Here is a 22,632-nt window from a genome sequence, read left to right as displayed (position 1 = left end):
GACGGCGATAATACTGTGCGCAGTCGAATCGAAACCCACCTGGCCGGAGCCCTGAAATCCGGCCGTCCCACTCATACGATGTAAGTTGCAGCCCTTTTATGCTCGTAGATTCCCATTGTCACCTTGATCGCCTCGACCTCGCCGCCCATGACGGCTCGCTGGATGCCGCCCTTGATGCGGCCCGGCAGCGTGGGGTAGGGCACTTCCTGTGTATCGGCGTCAGTGCTGATAACGCGGCCGACGTCAAAGCCCTGGCCGAGCGCTATGACGATGTCGATTGTTCGGTCGGCGTGCATCCGCTGGATGTGCAGCCCGGTGCGGCGCCTGCGCTGGGCTGGCTGTTACAAGAGCTCAATCATCCGCGCGTGGTGGCGATCGGCGAAACCGGCCTGGATTATCACTACGAGCCGGAAGCGGCCGAGTTGCAGCAGCAATCTTTCCGTTTGCACCTGCAAGCGGCCCAGCAGACCGGCAAGCCGGTGATCATCCACACCCGGGGCGCGCGCGCCGATACCTTGAACCTGCTGCGTGAGGCCGCTCTGCCCCAGGCGGGCGTGCTGCACTGCTTCACCGAAGACTGGGACATGGCGAAAGCCGCGCTGGACATGGGTTACTACATTTCCCTTTCCGGGATTGTCACATTCCGCAATGCCGACGCGTTGCGTGACGTGGCGAGCAAGGTACCGGCGGACCGTTTGCTGGTGGAAACCGACTCGCCATACCTCGCGCCGATCCCCTACCGTGGCAAGCCGAACCTGCCGCAGTACGTACGCGAAGTAGCGGAATTTCTGGCAATGTTGCGTGGTGAGCCTTATGAGCGATTTGCCGAGCAGACCACGGCGAATTTCAAGCGCCTGTTCCCGCTGGCGCATGTAAAAGGTTAAATCGCAGGCAAAAAAAACCCGGGTTCTGGGGGGTGAATCCGGGTTAAGACCATTAGGAGTAAAACAATGGCACGCGGTCCGTTGGTACCAATATCGGCGTGACACTTGGGGGAGATGCCCCGCCGACAGTTCAAGTATTGATCAGGATTTCGTACCGTCCAGTTTGTACATCGCGGTTTTTAAACATATTTGGAATACAGGCGCTTCAGAAGAGTTCTCATCAACGGACGATGTGCTGAGAAATCATCAAGAAACACAGATATGGTCGGATGATCCGTGCATTTTTGCGCAATTTAGGCATAATACGCGGCTTCGAATTTTGACCCCTACAGACCTTTTCTTATGCATAAAGAACCTCGTAAGGTCCGTGAGTTTCGTCGCCGCGAGCAAGAAATTCTCGATACCGCGCTCAAGCTGTTCCTCGACCAGGGTGAAGACAGTGTCACCGTCGAGATGATTGCTGATGCTGTCGGTATCGGCAAAGGCACGATCTACAAGCACTTCAAGTCCAAGGCCGAGATCTACCTGCGCCTGATGCTCGACTATGAGCGCGATTTGAACGAGCTGTTGCATTCGGCCGATGTCGACAAGGACAAGGAAGCCCTGTCCCGCGCCTATTTCGAATTCCGCATGCGCGACCCACAGCGGTACCGGTTGTTTGACCGCCTGGAAGAAAAGGTCGTCAAGGGCAACCAGGTGCCGGAGATGGTCGAGGAACTGCACAAGATCCGCGCCTCGAACTTCGAACGCCTGACCTTGCTCATCAAGGGCCGGATCAGCGAAGGCAAGCTCGAAGACGTGCCGCCTTACTTCCATTACTGCGCGTCCTGGGCGCTGGTGCACGGTGCCGTGGCGCTGTATCACTCGCCGTTCTGGAGCAATGTTCTGGAAGACCAGGAAGGCTTCTTCCAGTTCCTGATGGACATCGGCGTGCGCATGGGCAACAAGCGCAAGCGCGACAGCGATACCCCGAGCAGCTGAGCCATTCAGCCGCCTTATTGCCCGTGATTTCGCTATATGGCGCAGTACCGCAGGAATATACTCAGGCAGAGGGCTTGCTAAAACTTGATTTGTGAGTCAAGTTTTAACGGCCCGAATATTCTTGCGCCGGAGTGATCATGATCGTTGACCGACAAGGCAGGCGTTTTCGCAATTTGCGAGTCAGCCTGACCTCAGCCTGCAATTACGCGTGTACCTACTGCGTGCCTAACGGCAAGCGGCTGGTGGCTGCGCAGGATGAACTGTCGGCCGAAGCCATGGCGCGCGGGGTGGCCTACCTGATCGAAGCGGCGGGTATCGAGCGCTTGCGCATCACCGGTGGCGAACCGCTGGTCAGCCCGAAACTCGAAGCCTTCATGGGCGCCGTCGGCCAGATGGGGCTGCAGGACATCAGCCTGACCACCAACGGCCAGCTGTTGGCGAAGAAGCTGCCGATCCTGGTGGATGCCGGCATTCGACGCATCAACGTTTCCCTCGATACCCTTGACGCCAGTGCATTCCGCGGCATTGCCCGTGGCGGCGATCTGGCGACCGTGCTGGGCGGCATGGACCAGGCCCGGGCGGCGGGCATGAAGGTCAAGGTCAACATGGTGCCGCTGCGCGGCCAGAACCTCGATCAGGTGATGCCGCTGCTCGATTACTGCCTGGAGCGCGGCTTTGAATTGCGCTTCATCGAGTTGATGCGTATGGGCCACCTGGCCAGCGACTCCAATGCCTTCCTGCAGCAATTTGTCAGCCTGCAACAGCTGCTGAGCCTGATCGGCGAACACTATGAGTATCTCCAGGCCGATGCGCCTGTCGATGCGACCGCCGTGCGTTATGAAATTCCGGGGCTGGGGCATTTCGGCGTGATCGCCAACGAAAGCGTGCCGTTCTGCCGCACCTGCTCGCGGTTGCGCCTGTCGTCCACTGGCTGGCTGCATGGCTGCCTGTCGTCAAGCAATCGCCACTATGTCGGTGATCTGCTCGATAAACCGCGTCATCAGGCGTTGCCGGCTTTGCAGCGGTTGCTGGTCAAGGCGTTGGGCGATAAGCAGGAAGTGGCGTTTTCCGGCGGTGCGACCGTCATGAAGATTATTGGCGGCTGAGCCGGCTGTGGCGAGGGGATTCATCCCCGCTGGGCTGCGCAGCGGCCCCAAAAATGGGACTGCTGCGCAGTCCATCGGGGATGAATCCCCTCGCCACAAATGTTCCTACTCCTGAATAGCTGGCGCAAAAGCTGCATCCCACGGCCATTCGCCGGTTTTCCGTCACCGGCCCCTGGAGGATAGGATGCGTAGCCTGGTTTTGCTGCTGGCCATTTTGGCGCTCGGTGGCTGCATGAATGTCAGCGACATGGCCGAAGGGACTCGCTACCACATGAGCGACGCCGGCCTGCTGGACCACAGCGACAGCCGCCGGGTGAACAACCTGCGCATTCAGCCGGACTCCTTCGTCTACATTGCCCAGGGTGCCTTTGTGCCGCCGGGCAGTGCCGTGTACCCGCGCCCCAACGTAATCGCCGAAGTCGCCTTCGATGGCTTCATCGAGTATTTCCCGATGGTTCGCCGCGCCCGCACTCCACAGGGCCTTGATCAGGCAATGGGTGAAGCCCGTGCAGTCGGTGCCCATTACCTGCTCTATACCCGTTTCGCCAAGTCCGATGACCGCATCGGCAACTCGGATGAATGGCTGGATCAGGAAGCCGTGGATCGCCTCGGCATCGACACCGGCGTGATTCAGATCATGTTGATCGAGACCAGCACCCAGTATTTGATTGATACTGCGCGTATCAAGAGTCGTGGGGGCCTGCTGACATTCCACGACGAAAAACCAGAAGACCTGATGGGCCCGCCGTTGCAACAGTACGCGCGCAGCCTGCTGGGGCTCAGCGACCAGTAATTTCAAGGAGAACGCCATGAGTGGCCCGCAAAAAGCCAACGACCTGCTGGGGCAAATCCCCAAGACCCAAGGCTTGCCACCGGTCCACTTGTGGAACCCCGATTTCTGCGGCGACATCGACATGCGCATCGCCCGCGACGGCACTTGGTATTACCTGGGCACGCCGATCGGGCGCAAGCCGATGGTCAAGCTGTTCTCCACCATCATCCGCCGCGACGGTGATGATTACTTCCTCATCACGCCGGTCGAGAAGGTCGGCATCAAGGTCGATGACGCGCCTTTCGTGGCGATTGCGGTGGACGTGGAAGGCGAGGGCGAGGCGCAGGTACTGCGCTTTACCACCAATGTCGATGAGACGGCTGAGGCCGGTACCGAGCATCCGATTCGCGTAGTCATCGATCCCGACACACAAGAGCCGGCGCCTTACGTGCATGTGCGCACCAATCTCGAAGCGCTGATCCATCGCAATGTGTTCTATCAATTGGTGGACCTGGCCGTTACCCGCGAGATCGATGGGCAACGTTGGCTGGGTGTGTGGAGTGGTGGTGAGTTCTTCCGCATCGGTCTCGAACCCTGACACATTCCCCTGTGGGAGCGAGCCTGCTCGCGATGGCGGTATTACATTCAACATCAATGTGGACTGTTACTCCGTCATCGCGAGCAGGCTCGCTCCCACAGGGGGCTCAGCTGATTCCAAAAATCAATTTGACACCCAATCATATGATGATTAGCGTGGACACCCATCGCGATCGGCTTTGAGGTGTCCATGTCCAGCAGTTTTCACGCGTCGACGGTCGACTGGCTGGGCTGCTGGATCGCAGCCGGGCACGTCAAGCCGGGTGAAGCGCTCAAGGTCGAGGCCGACCTCGGCGAACAGTTGGGTGTCAGTCGCACCGTCATTCGCGAAGCCATCAAGACCCTGGTGGCCAAGGGCATGCTCGAAGTCGGGCCGAAAGTCGGTACACGGGTATTGCCGGTGCGGCGCTGGAACCTCTTCGATCCGCAAGTCGTAGGCTGGCTGTCGCGCAGCGGCTTGCCGGAAAACTTCGTCGATGACTTGCTCGACTTGCGCCGCACCATCGAACCGATGGCCGTGCGCTGGGCCTGCGAACGGGCAACCGCCCAACAGCTCGATGCCATTTCATTGGCCTACAACGCGTTGGCGCGGGCGGTGGACAGCGGTGTCGATTACAACCGCGCCGACCAGCTCTTCCACGAGTGCATCCTCGCTGCCAGCCACAATCAATTCATCGAACAAATGGTCCCGGCCCTGGGCGCACTGTTGGCTGTGTGTTTCGAAGTGTCCGCCGCCGACCCCGACGAACTGCGCCGCACCTTGCCCATTCATAAAGACATGGCCGACGCCATCGCCGCCCGGGATACCGCACGGGGCGTGTGGGCCTGCATGACCCTGATCGATAATGCCGACCTGGCAATCAAGCGCTATTACCCGCAGGTCATGGCCGACAAAAAAGCCAGCTGAACCCCACATAAAAAACAAGAATAATGCAGGAGGTTTCATGGAGTGGACTGCGGTTACCGAGCACCGGGCGCAACTCGGTGAAGGTCCGTTCTGGGATGCGCCGACCCAGGCGCTGTACTGGGTGGACATCGCCGGCAAACAGGCGCTGCGGTTGATCGGCGCCAACGTGCAGATCTGGCAGATGCCGGAGCACGTATCGGCGTTCATCCCTTGTGCGAGCGGCGATGCGCTGGTGACCTTGAGCAGCGGCGTGTATCGGCTTGACCTCGATTCTCCGGGATTGGAGCCACGACTGACCTTGTTCTGCGTGGCCGATCCGCAGCCCGGCAACCGTGCCAACGAAGCCCGCTGCGATGCCCAGGGCAGGTTGTGGCTCGGCACCATGCAAAACAACATCGGCGAGCAGGGCGAAGACCTGCCCATCGAACGGCGGTCCGGTGGCCTGTTCCGGGTTGATCGCGATGCACGGGTGACGCCGCTGCTGCGTGGCCTGGGTATACCCAATACGCTGCTGTGGAGTGATGACGCCACCACTGTTTATTTCGGCGACAGCCTCGACGGCACGTTGTACCGGCACTTCATTCGTACCGACGGCCATCTCGAACCGCCACAGACCTGGTTCGGCCCCCACCCACTCGGCGGCCCGGACGGCTCGGCAATGGACGCCGAGGGTTTCATCTGGAATGCCCGATGGGACGGCAGTTGCCTGCTCAGGCTGAGCCCGCAAGGCAAGGTCGATCGAGTGATCGAACTGCCCGTCAGCCGTCCGACCAGCTGCGTATTCGGCGACGCCGACCTGAAAACCCTGTACATCACCAGCGCCGCGAGCCCCCTTGGGCATCCGCTGGATGGGGCCGTGTTGTCGATTCGCGTCGACGTTGCAGGAAAGGTCTGTAGTCGATTTTCCGGATAAATCCCATAATATGGGACTACAAATTATATATTGAGATTATTGGCCGGTCAGGTTTATAGTCGGCTCCATCAGTTACACGCACTCACACTTAAAAAAACAAAACAGGTGAAGTGATGCAGCGATATTCCCCCGCACTCCCTGGTGGAGTCCGCGTTTCAGGCCATCCCAAGGCTGAAACGTTTTCGCGCCTGCCTGTTTCTTCTTCAACGCCTTTTGACCGGACATCCACAGATGTCCGGTTTTCGTCGTGCTTTCGAACAGGAGTCCTGATCCATGGCTGAACCTCTTTCGTTACCACCCGTGCCCGAACCTCCCAAGGGCGAGCGCCTGAAAAACAAAGTCGTGTTGTTGACTGGCGCTGCCCAGGGCATCGGTGAGGCGATTGTGGCGACCTTCGCGTCCCAGCAGGCCAAGCTGATCATCAGCGATATCCAGGCCGAAAAAGTCGAAAACGTCGCGGCACAGTGGCGGGGCAAAGGGGCCGACGTGGTGGCGATCAAGGCCGACGTTTCGCAGCCGCAAGACCTGCAAGCGATGGCCCGGTTGGCGGTCGAGCGTCACGGGCGGATCGACGTGCTGGTCAATTGCGCCGGGGTCAACGTGTTCCGTGACCCGCTGGAAATGACCGAGGAAGACTGGCGTCGCTGCTTCGCCATCGACCTGGATGGCGCGTGGTACGGCTGCAAGGCGGTATTGCCGCAGATGATCGAGCAGGGCATCGGCAGCATCATCAACATTGCCTCGACCCATTCCACCCACATCATTCCGGGCTGCTTCCCGTATCCCGTGGCCAAGCACGGCCTGCTCGGCCTGACCCGCGCCCTGGGTATCGAATACGCACCCAAGGGCATTCGCGTCAACGCGATTGCACCGGGCTACATCGAAACCCAATTGAACGTCGACTACTGGAACGGCTTTGCCGACCCTCATGCCGAGCGTCAGCGCGCCTTCGACCTGCACCCGCCGCGCCGCATCGGCCAGCCGATCGAAGTGGCCATGACCGCAGTGTTCCTGGCCAGTGATGAAGCGCCGTTCATCAACGCTTCGTGCATCACCATCGATGGCGGGCGCTCAGTGATGTACCACGACTAGGTAGACCGGATCCCAGGGGCAAAACTGCGCCTGAAATTCAATCATCATACGATATGACTATTGGCACTACGCTCAACAAAAACAACAAGGAGTCAGCTTATGAATCGTCGTCATGCCATCCGTTCCCTGTGCTGCGCCGCCGTGGCGGTCAGCGCGTTCAGCCTCAGCAGCACGCTGCTGGCGGCCGAGGAAGTGAAAATCGGTTTCCTGGTCAAGCAAGCGGAAGAGCCCTGGTTCCAGACCGAATGGGCCTTCGCTGAAAAGGCCGGCAAGGAGAAGGGCTTTACCCTGATCAAGATCGCCGTACCTGACGGCGAGAAAACTCTCTCGGCCATCGACAGCCTGGCGGCCAATGGCGCCAAGGGCTTCGTGATCTGCCCGCCGGACGTGTCCCTGGGCCCTGCGATCATGGCCAAGGCCAAGCTAAACGGTTTGAAAGTGATCGCTGTCGATGACCGCTTCGTCGATGCCAGCGGCAAGTTCATGGAGGACGTGCCGTACCTGGGCATGGCCGCCTTCGAAGTCGGCCAGAAGCAGGGCAGTGCCATGGCCACCGAAGCGAAAAAACGCGGCTGGGAGTGGAAGGACACCTACGCGGTGATCAACACCTACAACGAGCTCGACACCGGCAAGAAACGCACCGACGGCTCGGTCAAGGCGCTGGAAGATGCCGGCATGCCCAAGGATCACATCCTGTTCTCGGCCCTGAAAACCCTCGACGTACCGGGCAGCATGGACGCCACCAACTCGGCGCTGGTGAAGCTGCCGGGCGCGGCGAAGAACCTGATCATCGGCGGCATGAACGACAACACCGTGCTCGGCGGCGTGCGTGCCACTGAAGCCGCCGGTTTTACCGCGGCGAACGTGATCGGCATCGGCATCAACGGCACCGACGCCATTGGCGAGCTGAAGAAACCAAACAGCGGCTTCTACGGGTCGATGCTGCCAAGCCCGCACATCGAGGGCTACAACACCGCCAGCATGATGTACGAGTGGGTCACCAGCGGCAAAGAACCGGCGAAATACACCGCCATGGACGACGTGACGCTGATCACGCGCGACAACTTCAAGCAGGAGCTGGAAAAGATCGGCCTGTGGAACTGAGGGCCGGTTGATTTCATCGGCGGCCCCGGCAGCGGGGTTGCCTGATCTGTGTGATGAGGTGGCTATGCACGCGCAAACCCAAGTACAGCAACACTCCGCCGGCGGCAGCTTGCGCTTCAACGGGATCGGCAAGACCTTTCCTGGCGTGAAGGCGCTGGACAACATCAACTTCGTCGCCCATCCGGGGCAGGTTCATGCCTTGATGGGCGAGAACGGTGCCGGCAAGTCGACCCTGCTGAAGATCCTCGGCGGCGCCTACACCCCCAGCAGCGGCGACCTGCAGATCGGCGGCCAGACAATGGCTTTCAAATCCACCGCCGACAGCATTGGCAGTGGCGTTGCAGTTATTCATCAAGAGCTGCACCTGGTGCCGGAAATGACGGTCGCGGAGAATCTTTTTCTCGGTCACCTGCCGGCCAGTTTCGGCCTGATCAATCGCGGCACTTTGCGCCAGCAAGCCCTGGCCTGTCTCAGGGGCCTGGCCGACGAAATCGACCCGCAGGAGAAAGTCGGGCGCCTGTCCCTCGGTCAGCGACAACTGGTGGAGATTGCCAAGGCCTTGTCCCGTGGCGCGCATGTCATCGCCTTCGACGAGCCCACCAGCAGCCTGTCGGCGCGGGAGATCGATCGCTTGATGGCGATCATCGGGCGGCTGCGCGACGAAGGCAAAGTGGTGCTCTACGTCTCCCATCGCATGGAAGAAGTGTTCCGCATCTGCAACGCGGTGACGGTGTTCAAGGACGGCCGTTACGTGCGCACCTTCGAAGACATGAGCGAGTTGACCCACGATCAATTGGTTACCTGCATGGTCGGTCGCGACATTCAGGACATCTACGATTACCGCCCGCGCCCGCGCGGTGCGGTGGCATTGAAGGTCGACCGCCTGCTCGGGCCTGGCCTGCGCGAACCGGTGAGTTTCGACGCGCACAAGGGCGAGATTCTTGGCTTGTTCGGCCTGGTCGGCGCGGGGCGCACGGAACTGTTTCGCCTGCTCAGCGGCCTGGAGCGCAACAGTGCCGGCCGCCTTGAACTGCGCGGCCATGAACTGAAACTGCGCTCGCCCCGGGATGCGATCGCGGCCGGGATTTTGCTGTGCCCTGAGGACCGCAAGAAGGAGGGCATCCTGCCGCTGGCGAGCGTCGCCGAGAACATCAATATTAGCGCCCGTGGTGCGCACTCGACCTTCGGTTGCCTGCTGCGTGGCCTGTGGGAGAAGGGCAACGCCGACCAGCAGATCAAGGCGCTCAAGGTAAAGACGCCACACGCCGGGCAACAGATCAAGTTTCTGTCCGGCGGCAACCAGCAGAAGGCCATTCTCGGTCGCTGGCTGTCGATGCCGATGAAAGTCCTGCTGCTCGACGAGCCCACCCGTGGCATCGACATCGGCGCCAAGGCCGAGATCTACCAGATCATCCATAACCTGGCCGCCAGCGGTATTGCGGTGATCGTGGTGTCCAGCGACCTGATGGAAGTGATGGGCATTTCCGACCGCATCCTGGTGTTGTGCGAAGGCGCGCTGCGCGGCGAACTGAGCCGTGAACAGGCCAATGAATCCAACCTGCTGCAACTGGCTTTGCCGCGCCAACGCGCTGACGGCGTGGCGAACTGAGAGGTGACTATGATGACAACCCAAAACGAAACCCTGCCGACTGCACGCAAACCCCTGGACCTGCGGCGCTTTCTCGACGACTGGGTGATGCTGCTGGCGGCCGTCGGTATCTTCGTGCTGTGCACCTTGCTGATCGACAACTTCCTCTCGCCGTTGAACATGCGCGGCCTGGGCCTGGCGATTTCCACCACCGGGATCGCCGCGTGCACCATGTTGTACTGCCTGGCGTCCGGGCATTTCGACTTGTCGGTGGGGTCGGTGATCGCCTGCGCCGGGGTGGTTGCCGCCGTGGTGATGCGCGACACCGACAGCCTCTTTCTCGGTGTCAGCGCAGCGCTGGCGATGGGGCTGATCGTCGGGTTGATCAACGGTATCGTGATTGCCAAGCTGCGGGTCAATGCGCTGATCACCACGCTGGCGACCATGCAGATCGTGCGCGGCCTGGCCTACATCTTCGCCAACGGCAAGGCGGTGGGGGTGTCCCAGGAGTCGTTCTTCGTGTTCGGCAACGGCCAGTTGTTCGGCGTGCCGGTGCCGATCCTGATTACCATTGTCTGCTTCCTGTTCTTCGGCTGGCTGCTCAACTACACCACCTACGGGCGCAACACCATGGCCATCGGCGGTAACCAGGAAGCGGCGCTGCTGGCGGGGGTCAACGTTGACCGGACCAAGATCATCATCTTCGCCGTACACGGCCTGATCGGTGCGCTGGCCGGGGTGATCCTGGCATCGCGCATGACCTCGGGCCAGCCGATGATCGGCCAGGGTTTCGAGCTGACGGTGATCTCGGCCTGCGTGCTCGGCGGCGTGTCGCTCAGTGGCGGCATCGGCATGATCCGACATGTGATTGCCGGGGTGTTGATCCTGGCGATCATCGAGAACGCGATGAACCTGAAGAACATCGATACGTTCTATCAGTATGTGATCCGAGGTTCGATCCTGTTACTGGCCGTCGTGATAGACCGCTTGAAACAGCGCTGAGATTTTTGCCAGTCTCCCAGGCCCCTTCGCCGGCAAGCCGGCTCCTACAAGGGCTCGCATACCCTGTAGGAGCCGGCTTGCCGGCGAAGGCGGTGTCACTGATGCTCTCCTTCTGTCACCTCCCGTAAATATTTCTTGCCCGTCTCGACACGTTTCGGTTTCAATTTGTACATGATTAGACAGGTACGATTCGACAAGAAACAACGGGTGGTCGACGAACTCATCCGGCGCATTGAAAGCGGTCTCATGGAAGACGGTTTTCATCTGCCGGGCGAGCATCAGTTGGCTCAAGAATTCAAAGTCAGCCGAGGAACCTTGCGTGAAGCGCTGGCCGAGTTGAAACGGCGCAACTACATTGCGACGCAAAGCGGGGTCGGTTCCATCGTCACCTTCGACGGTGTGGCGCTCGACCAGCGCAGCGGCTGGGCCCAGGCCCTGGCCGACAGTGGTGCGCTGATCAATACCGAAGTGCTGCGGCTGGAGGCGGTGACCCGTCCTGATTTGCTGCCGCGTTTCGGCACCGACCAGTTCATCACCCTGGACCGTCGCCGGCGATCCAACGATGGCACGCTGGTTTCCCTCGAACGCTCCTTGATGCCCGCTACCGGAGGTCTGGAAAGCCTGCCGCGGGTTGGCTTGATCGATGATTCGCTGACCATCACCCTGGCCGCCTATGGCTACATCGGCGAGCGAGGTGATCAATGGATCGGTGCCGAGCCGTTGAACGCCGAAGATGCCGAACTGCTGGGCCGTCCGGTCGGCACGGTGTTCCTCAAGGCCTTGCGCACCACCTACGACCGGCAAAACCGCTTCATGGAGCAGGTGGAAAGCCTGCTCGACCCTGTGCATTTTCGCCTGCACCTGCAATTCGGAGCGTCGAAATGACGGCGCTCAATCGTGCGCTTGGCGCGTTCTACGGCCTGGCCCTGGGCGATGCGCTGGGCATGCCGACCCAATCCCTGAGCCGCGCCCTCATCCAGGCGCGCTTCGGCGAAATCACCGACCTTGAAGATGCCGGTCCCGATCAGCCGATCGCCGCCAATATGCCCAAGGGCTCGATCACCGACGACACCGAGCAGGCCATTCTGGTCGGTCAATTGTTGGTCGAGGGGCAAGGCAACATCGAACCTTCGGTCCTCGCACAACGCTTGATCGAATGGGAAGCGGTGATGCAGGCCAAGGGCTCGCAGGACTTGCTCGGCCCTTCGACCAAACGCGCGATCGAAATGATCCTCGCCGGCCATTCGCCCGAAGAAGCCGGGCGCTACGGCACCACCAATGGCGCGGCGATGCGGATCACCCCGGTCGGGATTGCCGCGGATGTGGCCAATCCCGAGCGCTTCATCGATGCCGTGGTGCAGGCCTGCCAGGTCACCCACAACACCACGCTGGGCATTTCCAGCGCGGCGGCGGTGGCGGCGGTCGTTTCCGCGGGGATCAACGGCATGGACCTGGGCGAGGCGCTGAACCTCGGCCAGCAATTCGCCCAGCAAGCCGAAGGCCATGGCCACTGGGTGGCCGGCGGACGCATCGCTTCGCGCATCAGTTGGGCGCGCAGCATCAGCGTCGACAGTGACAAGGCGTTGCTCGCCGATTTGCTGTACGACGTGATCGGCACCTCGGTGGCTTCGCAGGAGTCGGTGGTGGTGTCGTTTGCCCTGGCCCAGCAAGTGGCCATCGGCGAAATGACTGCCTTCGAGGCACTGTGCATGGCGGCGAGCCTGGGTGGCGACACTGACACCATCGCGGCGATTCTGGGGGCGATGCTTGGGGCTTGCCTGGGGCTGCAGAGTTGGCCGCTGGCGATGATCGAGAAGGTCAAGGCCGTCAATGATCTGGAGCTTGAGCCATTGGTGAAAGGACTGTTGGCTTTGCGCTGACAGGACTGACGCCATCGCGAGCAATGCATTCCCCTGTAGGAGCGAGCCTGCTCGCGATGGACTTCAGGACGACGCGGTTGATCAGGAAACCCGCATCATCGTTCACGTCCATCGCGAGCAGGCTCGCTCCTACAGGGGGCATTGTCGACTCTAAAAATCTGATTTGCCCACAACCACAAAAATGGCAACAGGAGCATTTTTCATGAGTTCATCGAACGCCGGGCAGAGCGCCGGGCAACTGGAAACCCGCGGCATCGAGCCGGTGCCGGAGGCCGAGTGCAACGGGCATCCGCTGCAGCTGTTCTGGGTCTGGTTCGCCGCCAACATTTCCATCCTCGGCCTGCCGCTGGGGGCAACCCTCGTGGCCTTTCGCGGGTTGGCGATCTGGCAGGCGGTCATCGTCGCGATCCTCGGTGCCGCCGGTTCCTTCGCGGTGGTCGGGATCATTTCCATCGCCGGTCGTCGTGGTCGCGCGCCGAGCCTGACCCTGTCCCGCGCCATCTTCGGCGTGCGCGGCAATATCGGCCCGACCCTGGTGTCGCTGATGTCGCGCCTGGGCTGGGAAACCGTCAACACCACCACCGCCGCGTTCGTGCTGTTGTCGCTGTGCTCGATCCTCTTCGGTTCGCCGGTGGAAGCCAAAAGCGCGCCGCTGCTGACCCTGGTGTTCATCGCGATTTTCGTGCTGCTGACCTTGTCGGTGTCCGGCCTCGGTCACGCCACGTTGCTGGTGATCCAGAAGTGGGCGACCTACGTGTTCGGCGCACTGAACATCCTGGTTGGCGGGTTCCTCTGCGCCACCATCGACTGGAGCGCCGTATTCAACGCCACGCCGGCGCCAATGAGCGCGATGATCATCGGCATCGGCACCATGGCGGCCGGCACCGGTATCGGTTGGGCCAACGCCGGCGCGGACATGTCGCGCTATCAGCACCGCAGCGTCAAGGCCGTGCGCCTGGTGGCGTCGGCAGCGTTCGGCGCGGGCATCCCGCTGGTGCTGCTGATCACCCTCGGCGGCTTGCTGTCGGTGGGCAACAACGACCTGGCCCAGGCCACCGATCCGATCATCGCCATCCGCGACATGCTGCCGACCTGGATGGCCGTGCCGTACCTGATCACCGCCTTTGGTGGGCTGCTGCTGTCGAACAACCTGTCGGTGTACTCCGCTGGCCTGACCACGCTGACCCTGGGCCTGAAGGTCAAGCGCGTCTACGCCGTGGTGGTGGACATCGTGGCGATCTTCGCCGGTTCGATTTACTTCATGCTGATCGCCGACAGTTTCTACGGCCCGTTCATCACCTTCATTTCCCTGTTGGCGGTGCCGATCACCGCGTGGGTCGGGATCTTCGTGGTCGATCTGATGCATCGTCACTACTACAGCCCCAAGGACTTGCTGGACGTGAGCCCAACTAGCGCCTATTGGTATCGCGGCGGCGTCGAGTGGCGCGCGTTCGGTGCCTGGGCGGTGGCGATCGTGCTCGGTTTCAGCTTTACCACCATCGGCACCACGGCGGAAAACGTCTGGTTCAAGGGTTTCCTGTCCGACTCGTGGCTGGGGCATAACGGCCTCGGCTGGATCGTGACCTTTGTGGTCGCCGGTGGCATTTACCTGCTACTCGGCGGGGCGAAGGATCGTCGCGGCGCGCTGATCGAGAACGCTCATGCCTAAGATGCTGCACACCGGCCAGGTCATCATCGACCTGGTCATGGCCGTGGATAAATTGCCGCAAGCGGGGGGCGATGTGTTGGCGCAGTCCGCCAGCTTCGAAGCCGGCGGCGGTTTCAATGTGATGGCCGCCGCGCAACGTAACGGTCTGCCGGTGGTTTATCTCGGTCGGCATGGCACCGGGCGTTTCGGCGATCTGGCCCGCGCAGCGATGCTGGCTGAAGGTATCCGCATCGGTATCATTCATCCCGCCGAGCGCGATACCGGGATCTGCGTGGCGATCACCGACGCCTCGGCCGAACGCAGCTTCGTGTCCTACATCGGCGCCGAGGGCGAAGTGACTGCGCAGGACCTGGCCAGTGTGCCGGTCGAGGCGGGCGATTATGTCTACGTCAGCGGCTACAGTCTCCTGCAGGCGGGGAAGGCGCGGGCGCTGGTGGATTGGGTGCTGGCGTTACCGAGCGGGATCAACGTGGTGTTCGATCCGGGGCCGCTGGTGGATTCGCCGGATGCGCCGCTGATGCAGGCGTTGCTGGCGCGCATTGATGTGTGGACCAGCAATGCGGTCGAGGCGTTGCGATTCACCGGGGCAACGGACATCGCCCAGGCGCTGGATCGTCTGGTCGAGCATTTGCCGCGCGATGTGCTCATGGTCGTTCGCGACGGACCCCAAGGATGCTGGATAGACCAGCAGGGCGAGCGGCGACATGTACCAGGTTTCAAGGTGCAGGCGGTGGACAGCAATGGCGCCGGTGATGCCCACGCCGGGGTGTTCGTGGCGGGGCTGGCGCAGGGGTTGTCTGCGCTTGATGCTGCGCAAAGGGCTAATGCGGCAGCGGCGTTGGCGGTAACCCGGTGGGGGCCGGCGACATCGCCTGGGACGGTAGAGGTGGATGAGTTGATCAGGAAGACTTTCGGCGGATGATCCACCGCCATCGCGAGCAGGCTCGCTCCCACAATGGATCTGTGAACGACACAAATCCCCTGTGGGAGCGAGCCTGCTCGCGAAGGGGCCTGACATTCAGCACATAAAATCAGGCATCCAGCTTGCGCGCCGCTTCGACGCCGGCGGCGCTGAGTTTGATCGGCAGGTTCAGCGAGTGTTCGCCGGCCTCGTTGCACACCACGTTGCCGTGCTGGATCAGCCCGCGGTCTTGAAGTGTAGCGAGGGTACTGGCGACGACTTTCTCCCCCCGGTAATTGTCCAGCACCTCCTTGCCCAGGCCGCTCGGGTGGGCGTGCAGCAGGCGGGTCAGGACTTCTTTTTCCAGGTTTTTATCGACGTTCATGGTTACCTCTTCGTTGCGATGGGTAGGTAGTGCGGCGAATTACTGGCTCGCGCCCCCTAAGGAGTCCTCGGTGGTGGTCGAGCCGATGCCGGGGCTGGCGTTATCGGGTGTCTTGGTATCGGGCAGGTTCAAGCCGCCCTGGCGGCCCATATCGTTGCCCTGGGTCCGCGGATCGGTGCCGGTTGATGGCGGCAGGCTGCTGTCGACGCCCGTACCATTGGTATTCATGGCGGGGGCGCTCTGGATGGCGGGGGCCTTGGGCTTTTCGACCGGATTGGTCGGGCCTGTACCGGAGGCAGTGGTGGCAGCGATGGCGAGCGGGGACAGCAGGACAGCGAGGGCGAGGGCGGTCAACCTGGACGAGATCATGGGGGTGTCTCCATTGATTTAGAGTCCTTACCTGATGTTGGTCCGCCCCCGTTTCGAATTGGTGCCTGATCAACGACGAACGGTTCAGGCCTGCTGCAACGCCTTGGTCGTGCAGACTCGACGCCAGATCAATCGCCCCACGGTGATCAGCCAATTAAGCAGGGCAACCGCCATTACCGTGAGCAGCAGCGTGGCCATGCCTTGTTCGACGATGATTTTCCCGGCGAGCAACGGAAAGCCGAACACGCCGATAAAGTACGACAGGCTGAACAACAGCAAGGCCTGCGCCGTGGTGCCGCTCGGCGCTTCATTGGCGGCGAGGCCGTTGATCACCGAGTACGTCAGCCCGTAGCCGACCCCGAGCATGACCGCCGCGATCAAGTAGCTCAGGCCATCATTGACCACGAAACCGAACATCAGGATCGAGCCCAGCATCAGGCCAGACAGCAGGCAGGAAGCGCGCAACGGATCACGCTTGACCACGTAACCGGCGATCAGCATGCGGCTGCTGATCGCCGCACTCATGAAGCCCAGGAAGAACAGCGAATAATCGAGCGAGCGCGCCGCTGCGTAGCTGGTCTGAAAACTCGACAGGCCACCGAACACGCAACCGCCGAGGCCGACCATGATGATTGGAAACACCGCTCTGGACGACAGCACCCGGGTCGTTGCACGCCATGAAATCCGCGACACCGCAGTCGATTGCAACGATGCGTTTTCCAGGTGTCGATCGAGCTGCCAGAACAGCAACACCCCGATCAGGCTGGCCAGCGCAGCGAGGTAAAAGGCGGCCGTCAGCGGGTAGCCGAGGGCGCTTGCGGCACGACCCAGCAAGGGCCCGCTGCCGATCCCGGTCATCATGCTGCCCGACAACAACGCGAAGTATTTGGCCCGTTGCGCGGGAGTGACCAGGCTCGCGACGATGATCGGCCCGAGGGTGTAGAACACCCCCCAACCCAACCCCAGCAAGAGCCCGAAAAACAGCAGCAGATGGCCAAAGCCCGGCGTCAGGGCGAAGCCCAGGCTGGCCGCCACCAGCAACATGCCGAACAGCGCGACCGAACGCGCGGCACCAAGCAGGTCGGACAAGTGACCGGACACAATCACCGCCGCAAACGTGCTGAGCATCGCCGCCGAAATCACACTGCCGGCGTCGTGTTCGTTGCCGCCGCGCGAGCCGATCAGCAGCGACAGCAAGAAGGTCGAACCGTAGGACAGTGAGAGCAGGTAGCTGGCCAGGCAAAAGAGGCCGAACAATTTGCTGGAGACTGGAGGTGTTGCAGTGGACATGAAGCGGTTTCCTTGACCCGATGAATACGCAGGTCATCTATCTATCATGCAACGTGTCTATGTTAGGTCTGAGCTTGGTGATGCCAGGGTTAGTGCGAACCGGAGTAAGGTGCTCCCTCGCCACAATTCTCACGGCGCCTTAGTATGGCGTTTTCAACTTTTGACAAGGCACGTCCATGACGATCGAAATCCGCCCGGCGACCCCCAGTGACGCGCCGCAAATCCTCGCGTTCATCACTGAACTGGCCGACTACGAACGTGCTCGCCATGAAGTCATCGCCAGTGTCGCCGACATCGAACGCAGCCTGTTCAGTGAAGGGGCGACGGCCCATGGCCTGATCTGCCTGCGCGATGGAGTGCCCATCGGTTTTGCAGTGTTCTTTTTCAGCTACTCCACGTGGCTGGGCAGCAACTGCCTGTACCTCGAAGACTTGTACATCACCCCTGAACAGCGCGGCGGCGGTGCGGGTAAAACCCTGCTGCGTCACCTGGCGAAAATCGCCTGTGCCAACGACTGTGGGCGCTTTGAATGGAGCGTGCTGGAGTGGAACACCCCGGCCATCGACTTCTACAAGTCCCTGGGCGCGCAGCCGCAGGAAGAGTGGGTTCGATACCGCATGGATGGGGCAGTCTTGCGGGAATTTGCTGAGGGTAATTAATACCGTTCAAAAGATCGCAGCCTTCGGCAGCCCCTACATGAATCGCGTGTAAACCCGATCCTGTAGGAGCTGCCGAAGGCTGCGATCTTTTTTTGTCTAATCTCAATATATGGGATTGATATTTATATATTGAGATTTGTCGATGCCAAGGTTTATAGTCCGCCTCACTCACTGCCAAAAACAGAACAGGTGAAGCGATGCAGGCGCAATTGATCGCGCTCGACTGGGGGACAACCTCATTACGTGCTTACAAACTTGCCGCGGGCGGCCAGGTGCTCGAACAACGTTCGCTGTCGTCGGGGATCATGCAGTTGCCCAAGGCTGCGCGAATCATCAACGGTCGCGAATGCGTCGACGGTTTTGAACTGGCGTTTGACGAGGCCTGTGGTGATTGGCTCGACGAACAACCCGACTTGCCGGTGATCGCCTGTGGCATGGTCGGCAGCGCCCAGGGCTGGCGCGAAGCCGCCTACCGCGACACACCGGCGAACGTCGCCAGTCTTGGCACTTCCCTGCAAACCGTTCGCAGTCTTCGCGGTGTCGATGTGCACATCGTGCCGGGGGTGATCCAGCGTTCGCTCCTGCCGAACGTGATGCGCGGCGAAGAAACCCAGGTGCTCGGCGTCCTGCAGAACCTCGCGGGCGAGGCGGGCAGCGATCTGCTGATCGGCCTGCCGGGCAGCCATTCGAAATGGGTGGAAGTGGCCGACGGCTGCATCGTGCATTTCGATACCTTCATGACCGGCGAAGTCTTCGCCGTGCTCAGCGAACACAGCATCCTGGGGCGCACCCAGCAGCGCGGCGCGTCATTTGATGCGGGTGCATTCGATCGCGGCGTGCAGGTGGCGTTGTCGGCAGACGGCGAAATCGGCCCCTTGTCGACCTTGTTCAGCGCCCGCAGCCTCGGCCTGACCGGTGAACTCAGCGCCACGGCGCAAGCGGATTACCTGTCCGGCCTGTTGATCGGCCATGAGCTGTCGGCCCTGGCTTGCGTGCAGCGCCGTCGGCGCAACAGCGTGCATCTGCCTTCGATCATCCTGATCGGCAATTCCCAGCTGTGCAGCCGCTACAGCCGCGCACTCGATGCCTGCGGTTTTGCGCGGGTGACGTTGGCCGAGCAGGCCACCGAACGCGGGTTGTGGCAGCTGGCACTGGCGGCCGGCCTGATCGCGTCCACGCCAAATCGTTAAACCTGACTGGAGTCCTGACATGCTCAAACAAGCACTGGCGCAAAACGGGCTGATCGCGATCTTGCGTGGCCTGCGCCCGCAAGAAGCCGCCGCCATTGGTGAAGTCCTGTATGCCGCCGGATTTCGCGTCATCGAGGTGCCGCTCAATTCCCCTGAGCCGTACGAAAGCATCCGCATCCTGCGAAGCACGTTGCCCGCTGATTGCCTGATCGGCGCGGGCACGGTGCTGACGCCGCAGCAGGTTGAACAGGTGAAGGCGGCCGGCGGCCAGGTGATCGTCATGCCCCACAGCGATCCGAAGGTGTTGCGCGCGGCGAAAGCGGCCGGCCTTTACCTCTCGCCCGGTGTCGCCACCCCGACCGAAGCCTTCGCGGCACTGGCCGAAGGCGCGGATGTGCTGAAGATGTTCCCGGCCGAGCAGATGGGCCCGGCGGTCGTCAAGGCCTGGCTCGCGGTACTGCCGGCGGGAACGATCCTGGCACCGGTCGGTGGCATCACCCCGGACAACATGCAGGTGTTCATCGACGCGGGCGTCAAAGGCTTCGGCCTCGGTTCCGGGTTGTTCAAGCCGGGCATGACGCCGGAGGAAGTGGCGCTTAACGCCAAGGCTTACGTGGCTGCCTGGAAAGCCCTTCGCTAAGACTTTTTGGCGCTGCGAGCGCTGCATCTATAAGAGAGACAACAAGATGAAAATCACCAAACTGACCACCTTCATCGTTCCGCCACGCTGGTGCTTCCTCAAGGTCGAGACCGACGAAGGCGTGACCGGCTGGGGCGAGCCCGTGGTCGAAGGTCGCGCCCACACCGTGGCTGCTGCCGTTGAGGAATTGTCCGATTACCTGATCGGCAAAGATCCACGCAATATCGAAGACATCTGGACCGTGCTGTACCGCGGTGGCTTCTACCGTGGCGGTGCGATCCACATGAGCGCCCTGGCCGGCATCGACCAGGCGTTGTGGGACATCAAGGGCAAGGCGCTGGGCGTGTCGGTCAGTGACCTGCTGGGTGGGCAGGTGCGGGACAAGATCCGCGTGTATTCGTGGATCGGCGGCGACCGCCCGGCAGACACCGCGCGCGCCGCGAAAGAAGCGGTCAGCCGGGGTTTCACCGCGGTGAAAATGAATGGCACCGAAGAGCTGCAGTTCCTCGATACCTTCGACAAGGTCGACCTGGCCCTGGCCAACGTCGCCGCCGTGCGTGATGCGGTGGGGCCGAACGTCGGCATCGGCGTCGACTTCCATGGCCGGGTCCACAAGCCCATGGCCAAGGTGCTGATGAAGGAACTCGACCCATACAAACTGATGTTCATCGAAGAACCGGTGCTCAGCGAAAACTACGAAGCGCTGAAGGAACTGGCACCGCTGACCAGCACGCCGATTGCCCTGGGTGAGCGCCTGTTCTCGCGCTGGGATTTCAAGCGCGTGCTCAGCGAAGGCTACGTCGACATCATCCAGCCGGATGCTTCCCATGCGGGCGGCATCACCGAAACCCGCAAGATCGCCAACATGGCCGAAGCCTACGACGTGGCACTGGCGCTGCATTGCCCGCTGGGCCCGATTGCCCTGGCGGCGTGCCTGCAACTGGACGCGGCCTGCTACAACGCGTTCATCCAGGAACAGAGCCTGGGCATCCATTACAACGAGAGCAACGACCTGCTCGACTATGTGAAGGACCCGCGGGTGTTCGACTATGACAAAGGCTTCGTGAAAATCCCGAACGGCCCGGGCCTGGGCATCGAGATCAACGAGGAATACGTGATCGAACGCGCCGCGGTCGGCCACCGCTGGCGCAACCCGATCTGGCGCCATGCCGACGGCAGTTTTGCCGAGTGGTGAGTGCTGCCTGACCCACCGCAAAATGATCGTTCCCACGCTCTGCGTGGGAATGCCTCACCGGACGCTCTGCGTCCGCTTTTGGGACGCGGAGCGTCCCTGGCTGCATTCCCACGCAGAGCGTGGGAACGATCACGACCTCAATAAACATAAAAAGAGGCACTCCTCATGCAACCGCAAACCCTCACCGGGCAGGCGTCGTTGGCGGCGCCCAGCCGCAAGCGTTTTTTCATCATGGTCCTGTTGTTCATCACCGTGGTGATCAACTACCTGGACCGCAGCAACCTGTCGATCGCCGCACCGGCGCTGACGAGCGACCTGGGCATCGATCCGATCCACGTCGGCCTGATCTTCTCGGCCTTCGGCTGGACCTACGCCGCCATGCAGATTCCCGGTGGCTGGCTGGTGGACCGGGTGCCGCCGCGCATTCTCTATACCGCCGCACTGCTGTTATGGTCGATTGCCACGGTCATGCTCGGCTTCGCGGGCAGTTTCGTCGCGCTGTTCGTGTTGCGCATGGCCGTCGGTGCCCTGGAAGCGCCGGCCTATCCGATCAACAGCCGCGTGGTCACCACCTGGTTCCCGGAGCGTGAGCGCGCCACGGCCATCGGTTTCTACACCTCCGGGCAGTTCGTCGGCCTGGCATTCCTGACACCGGTATTGGCCTGGTTGCAGCATGAATTCGGCTGGCACATGGTGTTCGTCACCACCGGCGCAGTGGGCATTCTGTGGGCGGTGATCTGGTACGCGGTGTATCGCGAGCCACGGGATTTCAAAGGCGCCAACGACGCCGAAATCGAGCTGATCAAAGAAGGCGGCGGGCTGGTGGACATCCAGTCGGAACAGGCCAAGGTCAAGGCCAAATTCAGCTGGACCGATCTGGGCATTGTCCTGACCAAGCGCAAGCTCTGGGGCATCTACCTCGGCCAGTTCTGCCTCAACTCGACGCTGTGGTTTTTCCTGACGTGGTTCCCGACCTACCTGGTGAAATACCGCGGCATGGACTTCATCAAGTCCGGCTTGCTGGCGTCGCTGCCGTTTCTCGCAGCGTTCGTCGGCGTGCTGTGTTCCGGGTTCTTTTCGGACTTCCTGATTCGTCGTGGCTACACCGTGGGTTTCGCCCGCAAGTTGCCGATCATCAGTGGCCTGCTGATTTCCACTTCGATCATCGGCGCCAACTTCGTCGAATCGACGCCGCTGGTGATTGCCTTCCTCGCGCTGGCGTTTTTCGGCAACGGCCTGGCGTCGATCACCTGGTCGCTGGTGTCGACCCTGGCGCCAGCGCGCTTGCTTGGGCTGACCGGCGGGGTGTTCAACTTCATCGGCAACCTGTCGGCCATCGCCACGCCGATCGTCATCGGCTTCCTGGCCAGCGGTGACTCCTTTGCCCCGGCCATCACCTATATCTCGGTGCTGGCGTTGATCGGTGCACTTTCCTACATCTTGCTGGTGGGCAAGGTCGAGCGTATCAAGTTGTAGTCGTGACCTGCGGGCGACCATAATGCCGCCCG

The 22,632-nt window shown here is 61.5% G+C and carries 23 protein-coding genes and 1 pseudogene; 21 read left to right on the top strand and 3 right to left on the bottom strand.

Annotated features, from left to right (window positions below; all coding sequences use genetic code 11):
* The 16 genes and pseudogenes from HFK74_RS05615 to HFK74_RS05540 form a co-directional block, all read left to right on the top strand.
* Window positions 1-84 (top strand): annotated as a pseudogene (locus tag HFK74_RS05615) (pilus assembly protein PilZ); the annotation flags it as partial.
* A gap of 14 nt (window positions 85-98) precedes the next feature.
* Window positions 99-884, top strand: a complete 786-nt coding sequence (locus tag HFK74_RS05610) for a TatD family hydrolase (protein WP_180202683.1) — start codon at window positions 99-101, stop codon at window positions 882-884.
* A 342-nt stretch (window positions 885-1,226) separates the two neighbouring features.
* On the top strand, window positions 1,227-1,865 hold the full coding sequence (locus tag HFK74_RS05605) for a TetR/AcrR family transcriptional regulator (RefSeq protein WP_007945721.1): 639 nt from the start codon (window positions 1,227-1,229) through the stop codon (window positions 1,863-1,865).
* A 137-nt stretch (window positions 1,866-2,002) separates the two neighbouring features.
* Window positions 2,003-2,971 carry a GTP 3',8-cyclase MoaA gene (locus HFK74_RS05600; RefSeq protein WP_180202682.1) on the top strand — a complete coding sequence of 323 codons (969 nt, stop codon included), beginning with the start codon at window positions 2,003-2,005 and terminating at the stop codon, window positions 2,969-2,971.
* Between the two features lie 184 nt (window positions 2,972-3,155).
* Window positions 3,156-3,764: a DUF4823 domain-containing protein gene (locus HFK74_RS05595; RefSeq protein ID WP_008066520.1), complete on the top strand. Its 609-nt coding sequence runs from the start codon at window positions 3,156-3,158 to the stop codon at window positions 3,762-3,764.
* 16 nt (window positions 3,765-3,780) lie between these two features.
* A complete protein-coding gene (locus tag HFK74_RS05590; RefSeq protein WP_180202681.1) occupies window positions 3,781-4,341 on the top strand; it encodes a DUF1285 domain-containing protein in 561 nt (186 codons plus the stop codon).
* Between the two features lie 189 nt (window positions 4,342-4,530).
* On the top strand, window positions 4,531-5,247 hold the full coding sequence (locus tag HFK74_RS05585) for a FadR/GntR family transcriptional regulator (RefSeq protein ID WP_180202680.1): 717 nt from the start codon (window positions 4,531-4,533) through the stop codon (window positions 5,245-5,247).
* A gap of 37 nt (window positions 5,248-5,284) precedes the next feature.
* Entirely contained in the window at window positions 5,285-6,160 is an 876-nt protein-coding gene (locus tag HFK74_RS05580; protein ID WP_180202679.1) for an SMP-30/gluconolactonase/LRE family protein, read from the top strand.
* Between the two features lie 273 nt (window positions 6,161-6,433).
* A complete protein-coding gene (locus HFK74_RS05575; protein WP_180202678.1) occupies window positions 6,434-7,252 on the top strand; it encodes an SDR family oxidoreductase in 819 nt (272 codons plus the stop codon).
* A gap of 99 nt (window positions 7,253-7,351) precedes the next feature.
* On the top strand, window positions 7,352-8,356 hold the full coding sequence (locus HFK74_RS05570) for a substrate-binding domain-containing protein (protein WP_180202677.1): 1,005 nt from the start codon (window positions 7,352-7,354) through the stop codon (window positions 8,354-8,356).
* A 64-nt stretch (window positions 8,357-8,420) separates the two neighbouring features.
* On the top strand, window positions 8,421-9,965 hold the full coding sequence (gene araG, locus HFK74_RS05565) for an L-arabinose ABC transporter ATP-binding protein AraG (protein WP_180202676.1): 1,545 nt from the start codon (window positions 8,421-8,423) through the stop codon (window positions 9,963-9,965).
* A gap of 12 nt (window positions 9,966-9,977) precedes the next feature.
* Window positions 9,978-10,946 carry an L-arabinose ABC transporter permease AraH gene (gene araH, locus HFK74_RS05560; RefSeq protein ID WP_180202675.1) on the top strand — a complete coding sequence of 323 codons (969 nt, stop codon included), beginning with the start codon at window positions 9,978-9,980 and terminating at the stop codon, window positions 10,944-10,946.
* Window positions 10,947-11,117: 171 nt separating this feature from the next.
* Window positions 11,118-11,831 carry a GntR family transcriptional regulator gene (locus HFK74_RS05555; RefSeq protein WP_180202674.1) on the top strand — a complete coding sequence of 238 codons (714 nt, stop codon included), beginning with the start codon at window positions 11,118-11,120 and terminating at the stop codon, window positions 11,829-11,831.
* Complete coding sequence (locus tag HFK74_RS05550) at window positions 11,828-12,826, top strand: ADP-ribosylglycohydrolase family protein (protein WP_180202673.1); 999 nt, start codon at window positions 11,828-11,830, stop codon at window positions 12,824-12,826. Before HFK74_RS05555 ends, HFK74_RS05550 begins: the two co-directional genes overlap by 4 nt.
* Window positions 12,827-13,028: 202 nt before the next feature.
* Window positions 13,029-14,495, top strand: a complete 1,467-nt coding sequence (locus tag HFK74_RS05545) for a cytosine permease (RefSeq protein ID WP_180202672.1) — start codon at window positions 13,029-13,031, stop codon at window positions 14,493-14,495.
* A complete protein-coding gene (locus HFK74_RS05540; protein ID WP_180202671.1) occupies window positions 14,488-15,417 on the top strand; it encodes a PfkB family carbohydrate kinase in 930 nt (309 codons plus the stop codon). The genes HFK74_RS05545 and HFK74_RS05540 overlap by 8 nt, the downstream gene beginning before the upstream one ends.
* A gap of 109 nt (window positions 15,418-15,526) precedes the next feature.
* Here the strand turns inward: HFK74_RS05540 and HFK74_RS05535 are convergent, their stop codons facing one another.
* From HFK74_RS05535 to HFK74_RS05525, 3 genes are all read right to left on the bottom strand, one after another.
* The gene (locus tag HFK74_RS05535) at window positions 15,527-15,781 is read right to left on the bottom strand and encodes a hypothetical protein (protein WP_180202670.1); all 255 of its coding nucleotides are present in this window, start codon (window positions 15,779-15,781) and stop codon (window positions 15,527-15,529) included.
* Between the two features lie 39 nt (window positions 15,782-15,820).
* Window positions 15,821-16,150: a hypothetical protein gene (locus HFK74_RS05530; RefSeq protein WP_180202669.1), complete on the bottom strand. Its 330-nt coding sequence runs from the start codon at window positions 16,148-16,150 to the stop codon at window positions 15,821-15,823.
* An 84-nt stretch (window positions 16,151-16,234) separates the two neighbouring features.
* Window positions 16,235-17,440 (bottom strand): MFS transporter, encoded by a 1,206-nt coding sequence (locus HFK74_RS05525; protein ID WP_180202668.1) that lies wholly within the window; start codon window positions 17,438-17,440, stop codon window positions 16,235-16,237.
* A gap of 176 nt (window positions 17,441-17,616) precedes the next feature.
* Here HFK74_RS05525 and HFK74_RS05520 point away from each other — a divergent pair, with 176 nt between their 5' ends.
* The 5 genes from HFK74_RS05520 (at window position 17,617) to HFK74_RS05500 (ending at window position 22,600) form a co-directional block, all read left to right on the top strand.
* On the top strand, window positions 17,617-18,099 hold the full coding sequence (locus tag HFK74_RS05520; RefSeq protein ID WP_180202667.1) for a GNAT family N-acetyltransferase: 483 nt from the start codon (window positions 17,617-17,619) through the stop codon (window positions 18,097-18,099).
* A 197-nt stretch (window positions 18,100-18,296) separates the two neighbouring features.
* Window positions 18,297-19,289, top strand: a complete 993-nt coding sequence (locus tag HFK74_RS05515) for a 2-dehydro-3-deoxygalactonokinase (RefSeq protein WP_180202666.1) — start codon at window positions 18,297-18,299, stop codon at window positions 19,287-19,289.
* A gap of 19 nt (window positions 19,290-19,308) precedes the next feature.
* A complete protein-coding gene (locus tag HFK74_RS05510) occupies window positions 19,309-19,929 on the top strand; it encodes a 2-dehydro-3-deoxy-6-phosphogalactonate aldolase (RefSeq protein ID WP_180202665.1) in 621 nt (206 codons plus the stop codon).
* A gap of 46 nt (window positions 19,930-19,975) precedes the next feature.
* The gene (dgoD, locus tag HFK74_RS05505) at window positions 19,976-21,124 is read left to right on the top strand and encodes a galactonate dehydratase (protein ID WP_008065848.1); all 1,149 of its coding nucleotides are present in this window, start codon (window positions 19,976-19,978) and stop codon (window positions 21,122-21,124) included.
* A 165-nt stretch (window positions 21,125-21,289) separates the two neighbouring features.
* Window positions 21,290-22,600 (top strand): MFS transporter, encoded by a 1,311-nt coding sequence (locus tag HFK74_RS05500; protein ID WP_008065845.1) that lies wholly within the window; start codon window positions 21,290-21,292, stop codon window positions 22,598-22,600.
* The last annotated feature ends 32 nt before the right edge of the window (window positions 22,601-22,632 follow it).

This window comes from Pseudomonas sp. SbOxS1, from assembly GCF_013416725.1.
Classification (GTDB): Bacteria; Pseudomonadota; Gammaproteobacteria; order Pseudomonadales; family Pseudomonadaceae; genus Aquipseudomonas.
The sequence above is the reverse complement of the archived record's forward strand: the minus strand, read 5'-3'. Positions and strand labels throughout refer to the sequence as shown.

What these genes read in the sequence shown, in the direction of transcription:
- HFK74_RS05610 (WP_180202683.1), top strand. Translation starts at nt 99, where the DNA reads ATGCTCGTAGATTCCCATTGTCACCTTGATCGCCTCGACCTCGCCGCC.
- HFK74_RS05605 (WP_007945721.1), top strand. Translation starts at nt 1,227, where the DNA reads ATGCATAAAGAACCTCGTAAGGTCCGTGAGTTTCGTCGCCGCGAGCAA.
- HFK74_RS05600 (WP_180202682.1), top strand. Translation starts at nt 2,003, where the DNA reads ATGATCGTTGACCGACAAGGCAGGCGTTTTCGCAATTTGCGAGTCAGC.
- HFK74_RS05595 (WP_008066520.1), top strand. Translation starts at nt 3,156, where the DNA reads ATGCGTAGCCTGGTTTTGCTGCTGGCCATTTTGGCGCTCGGTGGCTGC.
- HFK74_RS05590 (WP_180202681.1), top strand. Translation starts at nt 3,781, where the DNA reads ATGAGTGGCCCGCAAAAAGCCAACGACCTGCTGGGGCAAATCCCCAAG.
- HFK74_RS05585 (WP_180202680.1), top strand. Translation starts at nt 4,531, where the DNA reads ATGTCCAGCAGTTTTCACGCGTCGACGGTCGACTGGCTGGGCTGCTGG.
- HFK74_RS05580 (WP_180202679.1), top strand. Translation starts at nt 5,285, where the DNA reads ATGGAGTGGACTGCGGTTACCGAGCACCGGGCGCAACTCGGTGAAGGT.
- HFK74_RS05575 (WP_180202678.1), top strand. Translation starts at nt 6,434, where the DNA reads ATGGCTGAACCTCTTTCGTTACCACCCGTGCCCGAACCTCCCAAGGGC.
- HFK74_RS05570 (WP_180202677.1), top strand. Translation starts at nt 7,352, where the DNA reads ATGAATCGTCGTCATGCCATCCGTTCCCTGTGCTGCGCCGCCGTGGCG.
- araG (WP_180202676.1), top strand. Translation starts at nt 8,421, where the DNA reads ATGCACGCGCAAACCCAAGTACAGCAACACTCCGCCGGCGGCAGCTTG.
- araH (WP_180202675.1), top strand. Translation starts at nt 9,978, where the DNA reads ATGACAACCCAAAACGAAACCCTGCCGACTGCACGCAAACCCCTGGAC.
- HFK74_RS05555 (WP_180202674.1), top strand. Translation starts at nt 11,118, where the DNA reads ATGATTAGACAGGTACGATTCGACAAGAAACAACGGGTGGTCGACGAA.
- HFK74_RS05550 (WP_180202673.1), top strand. Translation starts at nt 11,828, where the DNA reads ATGACGGCGCTCAATCGTGCGCTTGGCGCGTTCTACGGCCTGGCCCTG.
- HFK74_RS05545 (WP_180202672.1), top strand. Translation starts at nt 13,029, where the DNA reads ATGAGTTCATCGAACGCCGGGCAGAGCGCCGGGCAACTGGAAACCCGC.
- HFK74_RS05540 (WP_180202671.1), top strand. Translation starts at nt 14,488, where the DNA reads ATGCCTAAGATGCTGCACACCGGCCAGGTCATCATCGACCTGGTCATG.
- HFK74_RS05535 (WP_180202670.1), bottom strand. Translation starts at nt 15,781, where the DNA reads ATGAACGTCGATAAAAACCTGGAAAAAGAAGTCCTGACCCGCCTGCTG.
- HFK74_RS05530 (WP_180202669.1), bottom strand. Translation starts at nt 16,150, where the DNA reads ATGATCTCGTCCAGGTTGACCGCCCTCGCCCTCGCTGTCCTGCTGTCC.
- HFK74_RS05525 (WP_180202668.1), bottom strand. Translation starts at nt 17,440, where the DNA reads ATGTCCACTGCAACACCTCCAGTCTCCAGCAAATTGTTCGGCCTCTTT.
- HFK74_RS05520 (WP_180202667.1), top strand. Translation starts at nt 17,617, where the DNA reads ATGACGATCGAAATCCGCCCGGCGACCCCCAGTGACGCGCCGCAAATC.
- HFK74_RS05515 (WP_180202666.1), top strand. Translation starts at nt 18,297, where the DNA reads ATGCAGGCGCAATTGATCGCGCTCGACTGGGGGACAACCTCATTACGT.
- HFK74_RS05510 (WP_180202665.1), top strand. Translation starts at nt 19,309, where the DNA reads ATGCTCAAACAAGCACTGGCGCAAAACGGGCTGATCGCGATCTTGCGT.
- dgoD (WP_008065848.1), top strand. Translation starts at nt 19,976, where the DNA reads ATGAAAATCACCAAACTGACCACCTTCATCGTTCCGCCACGCTGGTGC.
- HFK74_RS05500 (WP_008065845.1), top strand. Translation starts at nt 21,290, where the DNA reads ATGCAACCGCAAACCCTCACCGGGCAGGCGTCGTTGGCGGCGCCCAGC.